Source organism: Erwinia sorbitola (assembly GCF_009738185.1).
Classification (GTDB): domain Bacteria; phylum Pseudomonadota; class Gammaproteobacteria; order Enterobacterales; family Enterobacteriaceae; genus Erwinia; species Erwinia sorbitola.
Genome location: NZ_CP046509.1, coordinates 3,295,414 through 3,310,821 on the forward strand (window position 1 = coordinate 3,295,414; position 15,408 = coordinate 3,310,821).

The following is a 15,408-nucleotide window of genomic DNA, read 5'->3' on the forward strand; positions in this document are numbered from 1 at the left end:
TAGTTGCTGATAGCAAATTCCCATGTTTTCACACTAAATTTTGCCGCCGCGCTTCCAGCTTGCAGAGAAATGCCATCCGGCAGGACGCTTACTGTTGTTGCCCCGGGGGCGGATCAGCTATGCTATGCGGATCTGAACGAACACGAAAAAAATTTATACAAAGGACTACTGGCTACTATGCAAGAGCAATATCGCCCGGAAGAGATAGAATCCCATGTCCAGCAGCAGTGGGATAATAAGCAAACGTTCAAAGTGACCGAAGAAGAAGGTAAAGAGAAGTACTACTGCCTCTCTATGCTGCCTTACCCTTCCGGCCGCCTGCACATGGGGCACGTGCGCAACTATACTATTGGCGATGTGATCTCCCGCTACCAGCGTATGCTCGGTAAAAACGTACTACAGCCAATCGGTTGGGATGCTTTCGGCCTGCCGGCTGAAGGTGCAGCAGTAAAAAACAATACTGCACCGGCCCCATGGACTTACTCCAATATCGACTACATGAAGAACCAGCTTAAACTGCTGGGCTTCGGCTACGACTGGAACCGCGAACTGGCTACCTGCCAGCCGGAATACTATCGCTGGGAACAGTGGTTCTTCACCAAACTCTACGAAAAAGGCCTGGTCTACAAAAAGACCTCGGCGGTGAACTGGTGCCCGCACGATCAGACGGTGCTGGCTAACGAACAGGTAATCGACGGCTGCTGCTGGCGTTGTGATACCAAAGTTGAGCGTAAAGAGATCCCACAGTGGTTTGTGAAAATCACTGATTACGCCGACGAACTGCTGAATGACCTCGACACGCTGGAAAGCTGGCCGGATCAGGTTAAAACCATGCAGCGCAACTGGATTGGCCGCTCTGAAGGGGTGGAGATCGAGTTCAATGTCAGCAACAGCCAGGAAAAACTGCGCGTTTACACCACGCGCCCTGACACCTTTATGGGCGTCACCTATCTGGCAGTTGCCGCAGGCCACCCTCTGGCTGCGCAGGCCGCAGCAAGTAACCCAGCGCTGGCTGACTTTATCGCCGAATGCCGTAACACCAAAGTTGCCGAAGCAGATATGGCGACCATGGAGAAAAAAGGCATGGCCACCGGCCTGTACGCCCAGCACCCGTTAACGGGTGAAGACGTGCCGGTATGGGTTGCCAACTTCGTACTGATGGAATACGGCACCGGTGCGGTAATGGCCGTTCCGGGCCACGATCAGCGTGACTGGGAATTTGCCACTAAATACGCATTGCCGATCAAACCCGTTATCCTTGCGGCCGACGGCAGCGAACCGGAAGTAAGCGCAGCGGCAATGACCGAAAAAGGCACCCTGTTTAATTCCGGTGAGTTTGACGGCCTGTCGTATGAAGAGGGCTTCAACGCCATCGCCACTAAACTGGCTGACAAAGGCGTGGGTGAGCGTAAAGTTAACTACCGTCTGCGTGACTGGGGCGTTTCCCGTCAGCGTTACTGGGGCGCACCAATTCCTATGGTCACCCTGGAAGATGGCACGGTGATGCCAACCCCGGAAGACCAGCTGCCGGTGATCCTGCCGGAAGACGTGGTCATGGACGGTATTACCAGCCCAATTAAAGCTGACCCTGAGTGGGCAAAAACCACGGTAAACGGCCAGCCTGCGCTGCGTGAAACTGACACCTTTGACACCTTTATGGAGTCCTCCTGGTATTACGCACGTTATACCTGCCCGGACTATGATAAAGGTATGCTTGACCCGGCAGCGGCCAACTACTGGCTGCCAGTAGATCAGTATGTTGGTGGTATCGAACACGCCATCATGCACCTGCTGTACTTCCGTTTCTTCCACAAACTGCTGCGTGATGCAGGGCTGGTCAACTCAGATGAACCGGCAAAACGCCTGCTGTGTCAGGGAATGGTGCTGGCGGATGCCTTCTACTATCTCGGCGCCAGCGGTGAGCGTAACTGGGTCTCTCCCGTTGACGTTACCGTAGAACGTGATGAAAAAGGCCGTATTACCAAAGCTGTCGATGCCGAAGGCCACGAGCTGGTGTACGCAGGCATGAGCAAAATGTCGAAGTCGAAAAACAACGGCATCGACCCGCAGATCATGGTTGAACGTTACGGTGCCGATACCGTTCGTCTGTTTATGATGTTCGCTTCTCCGGCTGATATGACGCTGGAATGGCAGGAGTCGGGTGTTGAAGGCGCTAACCGCTTCCTGAAACGCGTGTGGAAACTGGCATTCGAACATACGGAAAAAGGCGCGACCGCAGAGCTTAACGTCAGCGAACTGAACGATGAGCAGAAAAAGCTGCGTCGTGACCTGCACAAAACCATCAGCAAAGTGTCCGATGATATCGGCCGCCGTCAGACCTTCAATACCGCCATTGCGGCGATTATGGAGTTGATGAACAAGCTGACGCGCGCTCCACAGGAGAGCGAACAGGATCGTGCGCTGATGCAGGAAGCTCTGCTGGCCGTTGTTCGTATGCTGAACCCGTTTACTCCGCATGCCTGCTTCGTGCTGTGGCAGGCGTTGGGTGGCGCTGGAGATATCGACAATGCTCCGTGGCCACAGACTGATGATGCCGCGATGGTGGAAGATTCAGTGCTGGTTGTTGTACAGGTTAACGGCAAAGTGCGCGGTAAAATCACCGTAGCAGCTGACGCTAATCAGGAACAGGTGCAGGCTCGCGCTGCGCAGGAGCATCTGGTGGCCAAATATCTTGATGGCGTCACCATTCGTAAAGTGATTTACGTACCGGGCAAGCTGCTTAACCTGGTCGTTGGCTGATGTCTGGAGGAATTGTGCGACATCCGATAGTCTCTCTGTTACTCAGCCTGGCGGTGTTGATCACCGCCGGTTGTGGCTACCATCTGCGCGGCACCACTTCGGTGCCGCCGGAAATGAAAACGCTGATACTCGATACCGCTGACCCGTATGGCCCACTGACACGTGAAGTACGTGAGCAGCTCAGGCTAAATGCAGTGACGATTCTCGACAGTACAGATAAACGTCAGGATGTTCCTTCACTGCGTCTGATGGGTGAAAGATCAGGCCGTGATACTGCGTCGATTTTCCAGGACGGTAAAACAGCTGAATACTCAATGATGATGACGGTGAATGCTCAGGTTCTGGTGCCAAATAAAGGTATCTACCCGATCAGTGCCACCGTGTACCGTTCATTCTTTGATAACCCGCTGGCCGCGCTGGCTAAAGACTCTGAGCAGCAGATCATCATTCATGAGATGCGTACTCAGGCCGTTCAGCAGCTGATACGTAAGCTGCTGACCGTACATGCAGCAGAGAACGATCCGTCAATCAACACCCTTGGCAATACGCCATCGGCGGTTGATCGTATGCCTGATGATGCGAGCAGCATGTCGGACAGCTCCTACACACGATGATCAGGATTTACCCTGAACAGCTGGGCGCTCAACTCCGTGAGGGGCTGCGCGCCTGTTATTTATTGAGCGGTAATGAACCGCTGCTGCTCCAGGAAGCGCAGGATGCTATACGCGCCGCCGCCCAGCAGCAGGGATTTACCGAGCACTTCAGCGTGACGCTGGAGGCAGGTACCGACTGGCAGGATATTTTTGCCTCCTGCCAGGCACTCAGCCTGTTTTCCAGCCGCCAGACGCTGCAACTTACTCTGCCTGAAAATGGCCCCAATGCCGCGATGGGGGAGCAGCTGCTTACCCTGTCTACCCTGCTGCACAACGATATTTTGCTGATTCTGCGCGCAGCCAAATTGACCAAAGCGCAGGAAAATAGCGCCTGGTTTAAAGCACTGAGCGCCCAGGGTGCTATCGTCCCCTGCCAAACACCTGAACAGGCACAGCTTCCGCGCTGGCTGGCTACCCGGGCTAAAAAGCATCAGCTGACACTGGACGATGCAGCCAGCCAGCTGCTCTGTTACTGCTATGAAGGCAACCTGCTGGCGCTGTCTCAGGCACTGGAGCGGCTCTCTTTACTGTGGCCTGACGGCAAGCTGACGTTACCGCGTGTAGAGCAGGCCGTGAACGATGCCGCGCATTTCACCCCCTTCCACTGGGTGGATGCCCTGCTGGCAGGAAAAAGCAAACGCGCCCTGCACATCCTGCGCCAGATGCACTCAGAAGAGAGCGAACCGGTAATCCTGATGCGCACCCTGCAACGGGATCTGCTGCTGCTGGTTACGCTTCAGCGACAGATGGCGCACACGCCATTGCGCACGCTGTTTGATCAGCACCGCGTATGGCAGAACCGTCGCACGCTGTTCAGCGATGCCCTACAGCGCCTGAGTGCGACACAGCTGACTCAGGCCGTGCACCTGCTGACGCAGATTGAGCTGACGCTAAAACAGGATTACGGCCAGTCCGTCTGGTCAGAACTGGAAACCCTGGCGCTGGTACTATGCCATCCGTCCTTCCCGGCAAGTTTTTGTGATGTCTAATCCCTGTGCACTGCATGCGCTGTTCGGCGGCACCTTTGATCCGATTCACTACGGTCATTTGCGGCCGGCAGAAGCTCTGGCAAAGATTACCGGCCTGGAAAAAATTACGCTGCTGCCTAACAACGTTCCGCCGCATCGCCCGCAGCCGGAAGCCAGCCCGACTCAGCGGATTGAGATGGTGAAACTGGCGATTAGCGGTAATCCTCTGTTTGATCTCGATTTACGCGAAATGCAGCGCGATACGCCGTCATACACCATCGATACGCTGGCGGCCCTGCGTCTTGAGCGTGGTGATAAGCAGCCGCTGGCCTTTATCATTGGCCAGGATTCTCTGTTAACCTTACATAAGTGGCATCGCTGGCAGGATCTGCTGTCACTGTGTCATCTGCTGGTCTGCCAGCGCCCTGGCTATCGTAGTGAAATGGAGACGCCGGAGCTGCAAAGCTGGCTCAACCTGCATCTGACATCGCAGCCGCAGGCACTCCGGCAATCGCCCGCAGGTAAAGTTTTCCTGGCTCAAACACCGCTGATTGATATCTCCGCTACGGAAATTCGTACGCGCCGCCATCAGGGACAATCGGATGCAAATCTGCTGCCTCCGGCGGTTAGCGAATATATCGATCGCGAGGGTTTATATCAGAACCTTTAACAGCGTGATATACTGCGCCGCTCGAATTTTCAGGGCGTAAGCCCCATAAAACACACAATGTTACGGTTATCGTTTCGGCTATTAAAAGCGAATATGAGATAACCCATCAGACTTAAATCCCAAGGGGGAACCTTTTGCAAGGTCAAGCACTCCAAGACTTCGTCATTGATAAATGTGACGATTTAAAAGCTCAGAATATCGTCGCTATCGACGTTCAGGGCAAATCAAGCATCACCAGCTGCATGGTTATCTGTACTGGCACCTCAACGCGTCATCTGGTGTCAATCGCCGAACACGTGGTACAGGAAGCCCGTCTCATCGGTCTGGATGCATTTCGTGTTAACAGCCGTGCTCCAAGTGACTGGGTAGTGGTAGATCTGGGTGAAATTATCGTTCACGTCATGGAAGAAGAGAGCCGTAAGCTCTACGAACTGGAAAAGCTCTGGAGCTAAAGCGTGAAGCTGCAACTGGTCGCTGTCGGCACCAAGATGCCTGACTGGGTACAAACAGGTTTTATGGAATATCTGCGGCGTTTTCCAAAAGATATGCCATTTGAACTGGTTGAAGTACCCGCCGGAAAGCGCGGTAAGAATGCGGATATCAAGCGCATTCTTGAAAAAGAAGGCGAACTGATGCTGGCTGCCGCAGGTAAAGGCAACCGCATTGTCACGCTGGACATACCCGGCCAGCCGTGGGAAACCCCGCAGCTTGCCAGCCAGCTGGAGCGCTGGAAGCAGGATGGCCGCGATGTCAGCCTGTTTATCGGCGGCCCGGAAGGCCTGTCACCCGCCTGCAAGGCTGCGGCGGAACAAAGCTGGTCACTCTCAGCGCTGACCCTGCCCCATCCGCTGGTACGCGTATTGGTAGCAGAGAGTTTATATCGTGCATGGAGCATTACTGCGAATCATCCTTATCATCGCGAATAGCGAATAAGACTAACCGGACTGACAAAGCAGCGGATGAAATTACAACGTAACTCCTTTCGTGACTACACCGCCGAGCAAACACTTTTTGTTCGCCGGGCGCTGATTGCCTTTTTTGGCATTATCACGCTTTCCGGTGTTCTGGTGGCTAATCTTTACCACCTGCAAATCGTCCGTTTTGATGACTACAGCACGCGCTCCAATGAAAACCGTATCAAACTGGTTCCCGTCTCCCCCAGTCGTGGAATTATTTACGATCGCAACGGCATCCCGCTGGCGCTTAACCGCACCATCTATCAGCTTGAGCTGATGCCGGAAAAGGTGGATAACCTGCAACAGACCTTGCAGGAACTGAAACCTATTGTCGATCTGACCGATGACGATATCGAAGCCTTCGAAAAAGAGCGTAAACGCTCGCGCCGCTTTACCTCTATAGCGGTGAAAACCAGCCTGAACGATGTCGAAGTGGCACGATTTGCCGTCAACCAGTACCGCTTCCCTGGTGCTGAAGTCAAAGGCTATCAGCGCCGCTACTATCCCTACGGCTCTGCACTGACACATGTGCTGGGCTATGTATCGAAAATAAACGATCGTGATGTCGAACGCCTCGATAAAGAGGGGAAATGGCCGAACTATGCCGCCACCCACGATATCGGCAAGCTGGGCATCGAGCGCTATTACGAAGATGTACTGCACGGTAAAACTGGATACGAAGAGGTAGAGGTTAATAACCGGGGCCGCGTCATCCGCCAGCTGCATGAGCAGTCACCGCAGGCCGGACGCGATATCTACCTGACCATCGACCTTAAACTTCAGCAATATATTGAAACTCTGCTGGCAGGCAGCCGTGCGGCAGTGGTGGTTACCGATCCGCGTAATGGCGAAGTGCTGGCGATGGTTTCCATGCCAAGCTATGACCCGAATCTGTTTGTCGATGGTATCTCCAGTAAGGACTACAACGCCCTGCTGCACGACGAGAACCGTCCATTAATCAACCGTGCCACCCAGGGCGCTTACCCTCCCGCCTCAACGGTGAAGCCTTATATTGCCGTGTCTGCGCTGACGGCCGGGGTAATTACCCGCAACACCAGCCTGTTCGATCCCGGCTGGTGGCAGCTGCCGGGATCTGAAAAACGCTTCCGTGACTGGAAACGCTGGGGGCATGGCCGCCTGAATGTTACCAAATCACTGGAAGAGTCCGCCGATACCTTCTTCTACCAGGTCGCCTATGATATGGGCATTGACCGTCTGGCTGAGTGGATGGGCAAATTTGGCTACGGTCACCTTACCGGTATCGACCTGATTGAAGAGACGCCGGGCAATATGCCCACTCGCGAATGGAAGCTGAAGCGCTTTAAGAAGCCCTGGTATCAGGGTGACACCATTCCGGTAGGTATCGGTCAGGGTTACTGGACGGCAACGCCCGTTCAGATGAACAAAGCGCTGATGATCCTGATTAACGACGGTGTGATCAAAACGCCTCACCTGATGATGGATACTATGCAGGGCGGAGCGAAGGTGCCGTGGCGTCAGCCTGCGGCTGCCCCCATCGCTGATATTCATACCGGATACTGGGAAATTGCCAAAGACGGAATGTATGGCGTAGCGAACCGCCCGAACGGTACTGCGCGTAAAAGCTTTGACAATGCTCCCTACAAAATTGCTGCCAAATCCGGTACTGCCCAGGTATTTGGCCTGAAAGCGAACGAAACCTATAACGCCCATAAACTGACCGAACGCCTGCGTGACCATAAGCTGATGACCGCTTTTGCGCCCTATGACCATCCGCGCGTAGCCGTCAGCATTATTCTCGAAAACGGCGGCGCAGGCCCGGCAGTCGGCACTATCATGCGCCAGATACTCGACCATATTATTCTTGGCGATAACAATACCAACCTGCCTGACGCTGCTCCAACACCGCCAGGCTATGAAGGTGAATAACCGGTTATGAATGATAGCCATCAGAAACGGTCAATCTGGACTCGCATCCACGTTGATCCTCTATTTTGCCTTATCGTCACTGCGCTGCTGATCTACAGCGCGCTGGTGATGTGGAGCGCCAGCGGCCAGGATCCGGGCATGATGGAGCGTAAGCTCGGTCAGATCGCCATGGGTATTATTGTGATGCTGGTTATGGCGCAGATCCCGCCGCGAGTTTATGAAGGCTGGGCACCCTACCTCTATATTATCTGCGTTATCCTGCTGATAGCCGTCGATGCTTTCGGCCATATCAGTAAAGGCGCACAGCGCTGGCTGGATCTCGGCGTGGTGCGATTTCAGCCCTCGGAAATTGCTAAAATTGCCGTACCGCTGATGGTGGCACGCTTTATTAACCGCGATATCTGCCCGCCTACGCTAAAAAATACGGCGATTGCGCTGGTGCTGATCTTTATGCCTACCCTGCTGGTGGCGGCGCAACCGGATCTGGGTACCGCGATACTGATCGCCGCATCCGGGCTGTTTGTGCTCTTTCTTTCCGGCATGAGCTGGAAACTGATCGCCGTGGCATTACTGCTTATCGCCGCATTTATCCCGATACTCTGGTTCTTCCTGATGCACGACTATCAGCGCGACCGCGTGATGATGCTGCTGGATCCGGAAAGTGACCCATTGGGTGCGGGTTACCACATTATTCAGTCGAAGATAGCCATCGGCTCTGGGGGCCTGCGTGGTAAGGGCTGGCTGCACGGAACCCAGTCGCAGCTGGAATTTCTACCCGAACGTCATACCGACTTTATTTTTGCCGTATTGGCAGAAGAATTAGGATTAGTCGGGGTGCTGGTTCTGCTGATACTCTACGTGCTGCTGATTATGCGCGGCCTGATAATGGCCGCCCGCGCGCAGACAACTTTTGGTCGCGTGATGGCTGGCGGCATGATGCTGATCTTCTTTGTCTATGTATTTGTTAATATTGGTATGGTCAGCGGCATTCTGCCCGTGGTTGGGGTACCGTTACCGCTGGTCAGCTATGGGGGTTCCGCGCTGATCGTCCTGATGGCCGGGTTCGGGATCATTATGTCGATTCACACCCATCGAAAACTGTTGTCGAAGAGCGTTTAAGAGGCATAAACATGCGTAAGGATTGGCTTTGGATTGCCCTGGCTTCAGCACTGCTGGCAGCCTGTACTACAGACAGCGACCAGCAGGCGCCCGTCACTCAGCAGCAAGCAGCCTACAACGGCCCGGTGGTCGAAATTGGTGGCGCTGAACCGCGCTATGAACCCGTAAATCCTGCCACTAACCAGGATTACTCGGTAAATGGCAAAACTTATAAGATCGTCAAAGACCCGTCGAACTTCAGTCAGGTAGGCCTGGCCGCCTGGTATGGCGAAGAAGCTAACGGCACCCGCACTGCTATCGGCGAAACCTTTGATCCGAACGCCATGACTGCGGCACACCCAACGCTGCCGCTGCCAAGCTATGTGCGCGTCACCAACGTCGCCAATGGTCGAATGATTGTGGTACGCGTTAACGATCGTGGCCCCTACACGCCAGGACGTATTATCGACCTGTCGCGTGCTGCAGGCGATCGCCTGAATATTTCCAATAACAGCAAAGTACGCATTGATTATATCAGTGTCGCACCGGACGGTACTCTTTCAGGCCCTGGCACCATCGGTACCACCGTGGCAAAACAGAGCTATGCCCTGCCCGCACGTCCTGAGATTGGGGGCGGTATGACAATGGGTGGTGGTGCGGCTGCCGCGCCGGTAATGTCATCACAGACACAGCCCGTTGAGTACTCCAGCCCGCAGCCCCAGGAAACTGAGCAGACACAATCGCGCCCTGTCGATAACAGCTCGCTTAACAGCGACAACACGATGGGTGCCCCGGTGCGCAGCAGCGGTTTTCTTGGCGCAGCCCAGCCTCTGCCGGGCGGCGTACTGGAAAGCAGTGAACCGGCAGTAGCAACGGCACCATCAGCATCTGCTGCTGCGGCACCAGCTGCTGCTGTGGCGGCAGGCGCTAGCGGTAATTATGTCGTGCAGGTCGGCGCACTTAACGACAGCGCACGCGCACAGCAGCTGGCGACCAGTCTGGGTAAACAGTTTGGCGTACCCGGTTCGGTAGATAGCCGGGGAAATGTTTATCGCGTCCAGCTCGGACGGTTCACTTCGCGCCAGCAGGCCGCAGCCCTCCAGCAGCGCCTGGCGAGTGAAGCGCAGCAACAATCGTTTATTACTGTCGCACCTGACGCAATGTAATTCTTGCCGACCCGCTGATTTAGGCGGGTCGTAGCAGGATGATTTTGCTATAGTGAGTCACTTTTTTTAACCTTGCCCATGGATGTTGTCGTCCTTACATGAACACTCTGAATCCATCCCGACTGCTAAAACGCCTGACTACAGGCACGCTTATCGCCCTCAGCCTCAATGTTGTCGCTTACGCTGACGACCTGAACATTAAAACAATGATCCCCGGCGTGCCGGAAATTGACGCTGAAGCCTACGTCCTGATTGATTACAACTCAGGAAAAGTCCTGGCTGAGAAGAATGCCGATGCACGCCGCGATCCGGCAAGCCTGACAAAAATGATGACCAGCTATGTCATCGGCCAGGCAGTCAAAGCCGGTAAAATCCATCAGGATGATATCGTCACTATCGGGAAAGATGCCTGGGCGACCGGCAACCCGGTATTCAAGGGTTCCTCCCTGATGTTCCTGAAACCTGGCGACCGCGTACCCGTTTCTCAGCTGACACGCGGCATTGTGCTCCAGTCAGGCAATGATGCCTGTGTGGCGATGGCTGATTACGTTGCTGGCAGTCAGGATGCATTTGTCGGTCTGATGAATAACTACGTGAAAGCGCTGGGCCTGCAAAACACGCATTTCCAGACGGTACACGGCCTGGATGCTGAAGGGCAGTACAGTTCCGCACGTGATATGGCGCTGATTGGCCGCTCTCTGATCCGTGATGTACCGGATGAGTACGCGATTTACCACGAGAAAGAGTTCACCTTTAACAATATCCGTCAGACGAACCGTAACGGTTTGCTGTGGGATACCAGCCTGAACGTGGACGGCATCAAAACCGGCCATACCGATGCTGCGGGATACAACCTGGTGGCATCAGCCACCGAAGGCCAGATGCGTCTGATCTCTACCGTTATGGGTGGGCATACTTATAAAGGGCGTGAAACCGAAAGCAAGAAATTGCTGACCTGGGGCTTCCGCTTCTTCGAAACAGTAGCACCGCTGAAAGCCGGTAAAGAGTTTGCTTCTGAGCCGGTATGGTTCGGTAACAGCGACCGTGTGCAGCTGGGCGTGGAGAAAGATGTGTTCCTGACCATCCCGCGCGGCCGCATGAAAGATCTGAAAGCCAGCTATACCCTGAGCAATACCGAGTTGCACGCTCCGTTGCAGAAAAATCAGGTTGTCGGCACCATTAACTTCCAGCTGGATGGCAAAACCATTGAACAGCACCCGCTGGTGGTGCTCAATGAAATGCCGGAAGGTGGCTTCTTTGGCCGCATCATTGACTATATCAAGCTGATGTTCCACCACTGGTTCGGTTAACAGCGGATCCGGGTCGGGCCTGCCCGACCCCGTACGATCGCACACGCCTTGAAATAAACCTGAAACATCCCCATATTGTAAAGATGTGAACTCCTGCTGCGGCAGGAGTACTTGTTAGTGTCACCGGAGTCTATATGAAAACCAATCTTAAAGAACTGCTCGAATTCCCCACTTCTTTTACCTATAAAGTAATGGGTCTGGCACAGCCGGAGCTGGTCGATCAAGTGGTTGAAGTGGTGCAGCGCCATGCACCGGGTGACTACTCTCCGGATGTAAAACCTAGCAGCAAAGGCAATTACCATTCCGTATCAATCACCATTACCGCCACCCATATCGAGCAGGTTGAAACCCTGTATGATGAACTGGGCAAGATTGAAATTGTTCGTATGGTGCTGTAACCCCAACGCTGGCAGGGGCAGGCTGGTTCTTGCCCTGTGCCAACGTTATACTGTCCCCCTCATTACCCAACCGGATTGTCCGTTGTGTCCTACACTAGCCTGATTGTCCGCCAACTCGGCATGCAGCCCTGGCTGCCCGTCTCTCAAGCCATGCATCAGTTCACCGACCAGCGCACTGAAGATACGCCGGATGAAATCTGGCTGGTGGAACATCCTCCGGTATTTACTCAGGGGCAGGCAGGGAAAAGCGAGCATCTGTTAATGCCCGGCGATATTCCGGTCATGCAGAGCGATCGCGGCGGCCAGGTGACCTACCACGGCCCGGGTCAGCAGGTGATGTATGTGCTGGTGAATCTGAAACGCCGTAAAATTGGCGTACGCCAGCTGGTAACCGCTCTTGAACAGACCGTAGTCGACACCCTGGCTCACTTCTCAGTTACAGCTAATGCGCGCCCTGACGCCCCCGGCGTCTATGTTGACGGCAAAAAAATCTGTTCACTGGGCCTGCGTATCCGCAATGGCTGCTCATTTCACGGCCTTGCGCTCAACGTCGATATGGATTTGACGCCGTTCCTGCGCATCAATCCCTGCGGTTATGCCGGTATGGAGATGACCCACCTGGCGGCCCTCACCTCCCGTGTGGCGACTACCGATATTCAACCGTTGCTGATCAAACATTTCGCTCTTCAGCTGGCAATAACTGACGTTTCCTGGAGCGAAAGCGCTGAACTCCCGCTAAGATAGGGGGAAAAACGCATGCTGATTTACAATTCTGTAACGCTTTCTCGCACTGGCAGGCTGAATCTGCCGCGAGGAGGTGATATAATTTTTTGCGCTTTATCAAAAAAAGTTGAAAATCACCAACTCATTGAGTGTTAGCGGCTGTTTTGTAAACAGACAGATTGCCGCAATCCAACCTGGAACCTGCAAGAATATGAGTAAACCGATCGTGATGGAACGCGGTGTTAAATACCGCGACGCAGACAAAATGGCCTTGATCCCGGTGAAAACCGTGATAACCGAGCGTACGGAGATCTTGCGTAAACCAGAATGGATGCGTATCAAACTCCCAGCCGATTCCAGCCGTATTCAGGGCATTAAAGCCGCGATGCGTAAAAATGGTCTGCACTCCGTCTGCGAAGAGGCTTCCTGCCCTAACCTTGCTGAATGTTTCAACCACGGTACTGCCACCTTTATGATTCTGGGTGCCATCTGTACGCGTCGCTGCCCGTTCTGCGATGTGGCTCATGGCCGCCCGATGACGCCGGATGCTAATGAACCCGGCAAACTGGCGCAGACTATCGCCGATATGGCCCTGCGCTACGTGGTGATCACCTCTGTTGACCGTGACGATCTGCGCGATGGCGGAGCACAGCACTTTGCTGACTGCATCCGCGCAATCCGTGAAAAAAGCCCGGCAATTAAAATTGAAACGCTGGTTCCGGATTTCCGTGGTCGTATGGATCGCGCTCTGGAAATCCTGATTGATACTCCACCGGATGTGTTTAACCACAACCTGGAAAACGTGCCACGCGTTTACCGTCAGGTGCGTCCGGGGGCGAACTATGACTGGTCACTGAAACTGCTGGAGCGCTTTAAAGAAGCCCACCCGCATATCCCGACCAAATCAGGCCTGATGGTCGGTTTAGGTGAGACGAATGAGGAAATCGTTGAGGTGATGCGAGACCTGCGTCGCCACGGCGTAACGATGCTGACGCTGGGGCAATATCTGTCGCCAAGCCGCCACCATTTACCGGTACAGCGCTACGTCAGCCCTGCCGAATTCGACGAAATGAAAGAAGCAGCAATGGACATGGGTTTCACCCACGCGGCCTGTGGCCCGTTTGTGCGTTCGTCCTACCATGCCGATATGCAGGCGAAAGGTCTGGAAGTGAAATAATCGCGCCTCCGATGGCAAAAAAAACGGATGACTATATGTCATCCGTTTTTTTTTGAGCACTATCACTCTTTATTAGCGATCTGCCCGGCAGGTTTCTCTTCTGCCGCCGTTTTATGCGCGGAAGTTTCATCGTCATTCATGGCTTTTTTAAAACCCTTGATGGCTGAACCTAAGTCCCCACCCAGAGTACGCAGCTTTTTGGTTCCGAATAACAGGACGATTAATGCACCAACGATCAGTAACTTGGCGAGACTGATACCTTCCATACTTACCTTCTTTGATTGACCAGAGCACCGGGACGGCCTTTACACTCGTTACATCACGAATATACCGGTCGCTATTAACGCGCTCTTCACGGGTCAGTTCAACCGCAAGCTGTAACAAAATATGTTCAGGTAAGCTCCGGACGACCGAAGCGCCGATTCAACAGCACAGGCAGCGCACGGCGTGCATCCGCAATCCGCTGCGGATCAATGTCGGCCAGAACCAGCGCAGGCCCCTCCGCCGCTCTGGCAACCGCAACACCAAGCGGGTCAACAACCATACTATTACCAATATTACGCGGCCCGCACTCACCTGCCGCTACCACATAGCAGGTATTTTCCAGCGCACGGGCAGTGATCAACACCTCCCAGTGCATCTCTTTAAGCGGGCCGCGCACCCAGGCCGCAGGCAGTACCAGAAGATCGGCACCGTCAAGCGCCAGACGGCGGGCCAGTTCAGGAAATCGGATGTCATAACAGGTCATCAGCCCGACGTTCAGCCCATCGACCTCCACCAGCGGCGGCACGCGATCGCCCGCGCTAACATTGCGCGACTCCTGCACCGCAAAAGCATCGTAGAGATGCAGCTTGTCGTATCGTGCGACAATTTCACCGGCGCGGATAACCACCAGCGCATTCCACACGCGGCCGTCATTACCCGGCACATGCAGAGTCAATACCGTGGTCAGCGTGTTATTGCTGCTGGCGGCCAACAGCTGGCTGAGAAAAGGGCCATCCAGCGGCTGTGCCGACTTTACGGCAAGGTCAGGGTCACTGATGTCACGAGCCAGCACCGCTTCCGGTAGCACCAGCAGGCGCGCTCCCTGCTGCTGTGCCTGCTGCATCAGATCCACGCAGATCCGCGCATTTTCCTGCCACTCTCGGCGGACAGCAAACTGCCCAAGGGCGACTTTTATCATGCGGACAGCTCTTTAATATGGTAACGCGGAGATTCACTGTAACCTTCACGAGCATAAAATGCGTTGGCCTTTTCACGAAGCTGATGGCAGTGAACTTCCATGCGATCGCAGCCACGATCGCGCGCCAGCTGCTCGGCATGTTGCAGCAAATGCTGCCCGGCACCTTTACTGCGCTCGCCCTCGGCAATACAGAAATAGCTGATGCGGCCGAAATCTCCGGCCAGAGCCAGCTGCGGAATAAAATGCAGCGATAAAAATCCCAGCACCGTATTCCCCTCTTCGGCAATCAGCAGTCGCTCCGTCTCATCGACAATGAGCTGTGCAAGCCTGCGCTCAATAAAGGGAGCGGTATCCGCATATCCCAGTTCAGCTAACAGCGCGCTAAGGGCAAAAGTATCTTTCGATTCAGCCAGACGAATATTCATGGTCATTCTCCGC

Annotated in this window: 16 protein-coding genes; 13 read left to right on the top strand and 3 right to left on the bottom strand. The window is 54.4% G+C overall.

Features of this window, described 5'->3' with window-relative positions; genetic code table 11:
* The first annotated feature begins 177 nt into the window (after window positions 1-177).
* From leuS to lipA, 13 genes are all read left to right on the top strand, one after another.
* Window positions 178-2,760: a leucine--tRNA ligase gene (gene leuS, locus GN242_RS14890; protein WP_154752150.1), complete on the top strand. Its 2,583-nt coding sequence runs from the start codon at window positions 178-180 to the stop codon at window positions 2,758-2,760.
* Window positions 2,761-2,774: 14 nt separating this feature from the next.
* Complete coding sequence (lptE, locus tag GN242_RS14895) at window positions 2,775-3,374, top strand: LPS assembly lipoprotein LptE (RefSeq protein WP_156287744.1); 600 nt, start codon at window positions 2,775-2,777, stop codon at window positions 3,372-3,374.
* A complete protein-coding gene (holA, locus tag GN242_RS14900; RefSeq protein ID WP_154752152.1) occupies window positions 3,371-4,402 on the top strand; it encodes a DNA polymerase III subunit delta in 1,032 nt (343 codons plus the stop codon). The genes lptE and holA overlap by 4 nt, the downstream gene beginning before the upstream one ends.
* Window positions 4,395-5,051, top strand: a complete 657-nt coding sequence (gene nadD / locus GN242_RS14905; protein WP_156287745.1) for a nicotinate-nucleotide adenylyltransferase — start codon at window positions 4,395-4,397, stop codon at window positions 5,049-5,051. The genes holA and nadD overlap by 8 nt, the downstream gene beginning before the upstream one ends.
* 134 nt (window positions 5,052-5,185) lie before the next feature.
* Complete coding sequence (gene rsfS / locus GN242_RS14910; protein ID WP_154752154.1) at window positions 5,186-5,503, top strand: ribosome silencing factor; 318 nt, start codon at window positions 5,186-5,188, stop codon at window positions 5,501-5,503.
* 3 nt (window positions 5,504-5,506) lie between these two features.
* Entirely contained in the window at window positions 5,507-5,977 is a 471-nt protein-coding gene (gene rlmH, locus GN242_RS14915; protein ID WP_056240011.1) for a 23S rRNA (pseudouridine(1915)-N(3))-methyltransferase RlmH, read from the top strand.
* A 33-nt stretch (window positions 5,978-6,010) separates the two neighbouring features.
* Entirely contained in the window at window positions 6,011-7,915 is a 1,905-nt protein-coding gene (gene mrdA / locus GN242_RS14920) for a peptidoglycan DD-transpeptidase MrdA (protein ID WP_154752155.1), read from the top strand.
* 6 nt (window positions 7,916-7,921) lie between these two features.
* Window positions 7,922-9,034, top strand: coding sequence for a peptidoglycan glycosyltransferase MrdB (gene mrdB / locus GN242_RS14925; RefSeq protein WP_156287746.1), 1,113 nt, complete (start codon window positions 7,922-7,924; stop codon window positions 9,032-9,034).
* 11 nt (window positions 9,035-9,045) lie between these two features.
* The gene (gene rlpA / locus GN242_RS14930) at window positions 9,046-10,179 is read left to right on the top strand and encodes an endolytic peptidoglycan transglycosylase RlpA (protein ID WP_154752157.1); all 1,134 of its coding nucleotides are present in this window, start codon (window positions 9,046-9,048) and stop codon (window positions 10,177-10,179) included.
* 98 nt (window positions 10,180-10,277) lie between these two features.
* Complete coding sequence (gene dacA, locus GN242_RS14935) at window positions 10,278-11,489, top strand: D-alanyl-D-alanine carboxypeptidase DacA (protein WP_154752158.1); 1,212 nt, start codon at window positions 10,278-10,280, stop codon at window positions 11,487-11,489.
* Between the two features lie 134 nt (window positions 11,490-11,623).
* Entirely contained in the window at window positions 11,624-11,887 is a 264-nt protein-coding gene (gene ybeD, locus GN242_RS14940) for a DUF493 family protein YbeD (RefSeq protein WP_062745316.1), read from the top strand.
* Window positions 11,888-11,971: 84 nt separating this feature from the next.
* The gene (gene lipB, locus GN242_RS14945; RefSeq protein WP_156287747.1) at window positions 11,972-12,631 is read left to right on the top strand and encodes a lipoyl(octanoyl) transferase LipB; all 660 of its coding nucleotides are present in this window, start codon (window positions 11,972-11,974) and stop codon (window positions 12,629-12,631) included.
* A gap of 190 nt (window positions 12,632-12,821) precedes the next feature.
* On the top strand, window positions 12,822-13,787 hold the full coding sequence (gene lipA / locus GN242_RS14950) for a lipoyl synthase (protein WP_154752159.1): 966 nt from the start codon (window positions 12,822-12,824) through the stop codon (window positions 13,785-13,787).
* A gap of 62 nt (window positions 13,788-13,849) precedes the next feature.
* Here the strand turns inward: lipA and tatE are convergent, their stop codons facing one another.
* The 3 genes from tatE to GN242_RS14965 form a co-directional block, all read right to left on the bottom strand.
* The gene (gene tatE / locus GN242_RS14955; RefSeq protein ID WP_154752160.1) at window positions 13,850-14,053 is read right to left on the bottom strand and encodes a twin-arginine translocase subunit TatE; all 204 of its coding nucleotides are present in this window, start codon (window positions 14,051-14,053) and stop codon (window positions 13,850-13,852) included.
* Between the two features lie 125 nt (window positions 14,054-14,178).
* Entirely contained in the window at window positions 14,179-14,967 is a 789-nt protein-coding gene (locus tag GN242_RS14960; RefSeq protein WP_197094799.1) for a deaminated glutathione amidase, read from the bottom strand.
* The gene (locus tag GN242_RS14965) at window positions 14,967-15,395 is read right to left on the bottom strand and encodes a GNAT family N-acetyltransferase (protein ID WP_154752162.1); all 429 of its coding nucleotides are present in this window, start codon (window positions 15,393-15,395) and stop codon (window positions 14,967-14,969) included. The genes GN242_RS14960 and GN242_RS14965 overlap by 1 nt, the downstream gene beginning before the upstream one ends.
* Between the last annotated feature and the right edge of the window lie 13 nt (window positions 15,396-15,408).

What these genes read in the sequence shown, in the direction of transcription:
- lipA (WP_154752159.1), top strand. Translation starts at nt 12,822, where the DNA reads ATGAGTAAACCGATCGTGATGGAACGCGGTGTTAAATACCGCGACGCA.
- mrdB (WP_156287746.1), top strand. Translation starts at nt 7,922, where the DNA reads ATGAATGATAGCCATCAGAAACGGTCAATCTGGACTCGCATCCACGTT.
- dacA (WP_154752158.1), top strand. Translation starts at nt 10,278, where the DNA reads ATGAACACTCTGAATCCATCCCGACTGCTAAAACGCCTGACTACAGGC.
- holA (WP_154752152.1), top strand. Translation starts at nt 3,371, where the DNA reads ATGATCAGGATTTACCCTGAACAGCTGGGCGCTCAACTCCGTGAGGGG.
- tatE (WP_154752160.1), bottom strand. Translation starts at nt 14,053, where the DNA reads ATGGAAGGTATCAGTCTCGCCAAGTTACTGATCGTTGGTGCATTAATC.
- nadD (WP_156287745.1), top strand. Translation starts at nt 4,395, where the DNA reads ATGTCTAATCCCTGTGCACTGCATGCGCTGTTCGGCGGCACCTTTGAT.
- GN242_RS14965 (WP_154752162.1), bottom strand. Translation starts at nt 15,395, where the DNA reads ATGAATATTCGTCTGGCTGAATCGAAAGATACTTTTGCCCTTAGCGCG.
- mrdA (WP_154752155.1), top strand. Translation starts at nt 6,011, where the DNA reads ATGAAATTACAACGTAACTCCTTTCGTGACTACACCGCCGAGCAAACA.
- rlpA (WP_154752157.1), top strand. Translation starts at nt 9,046, where the DNA reads ATGCGTAAGGATTGGCTTTGGATTGCCCTGGCTTCAGCACTGCTGGCA.
- leuS (WP_154752150.1), top strand. Translation starts at nt 178, where the DNA reads ATGCAAGAGCAATATCGCCCGGAAGAGATAGAATCCCATGTCCAGCAG.
- ybeD (WP_062745316.1), top strand. Translation starts at nt 11,624, where the DNA reads ATGAAAACCAATCTTAAAGAACTGCTCGAATTCCCCACTTCTTTTACC.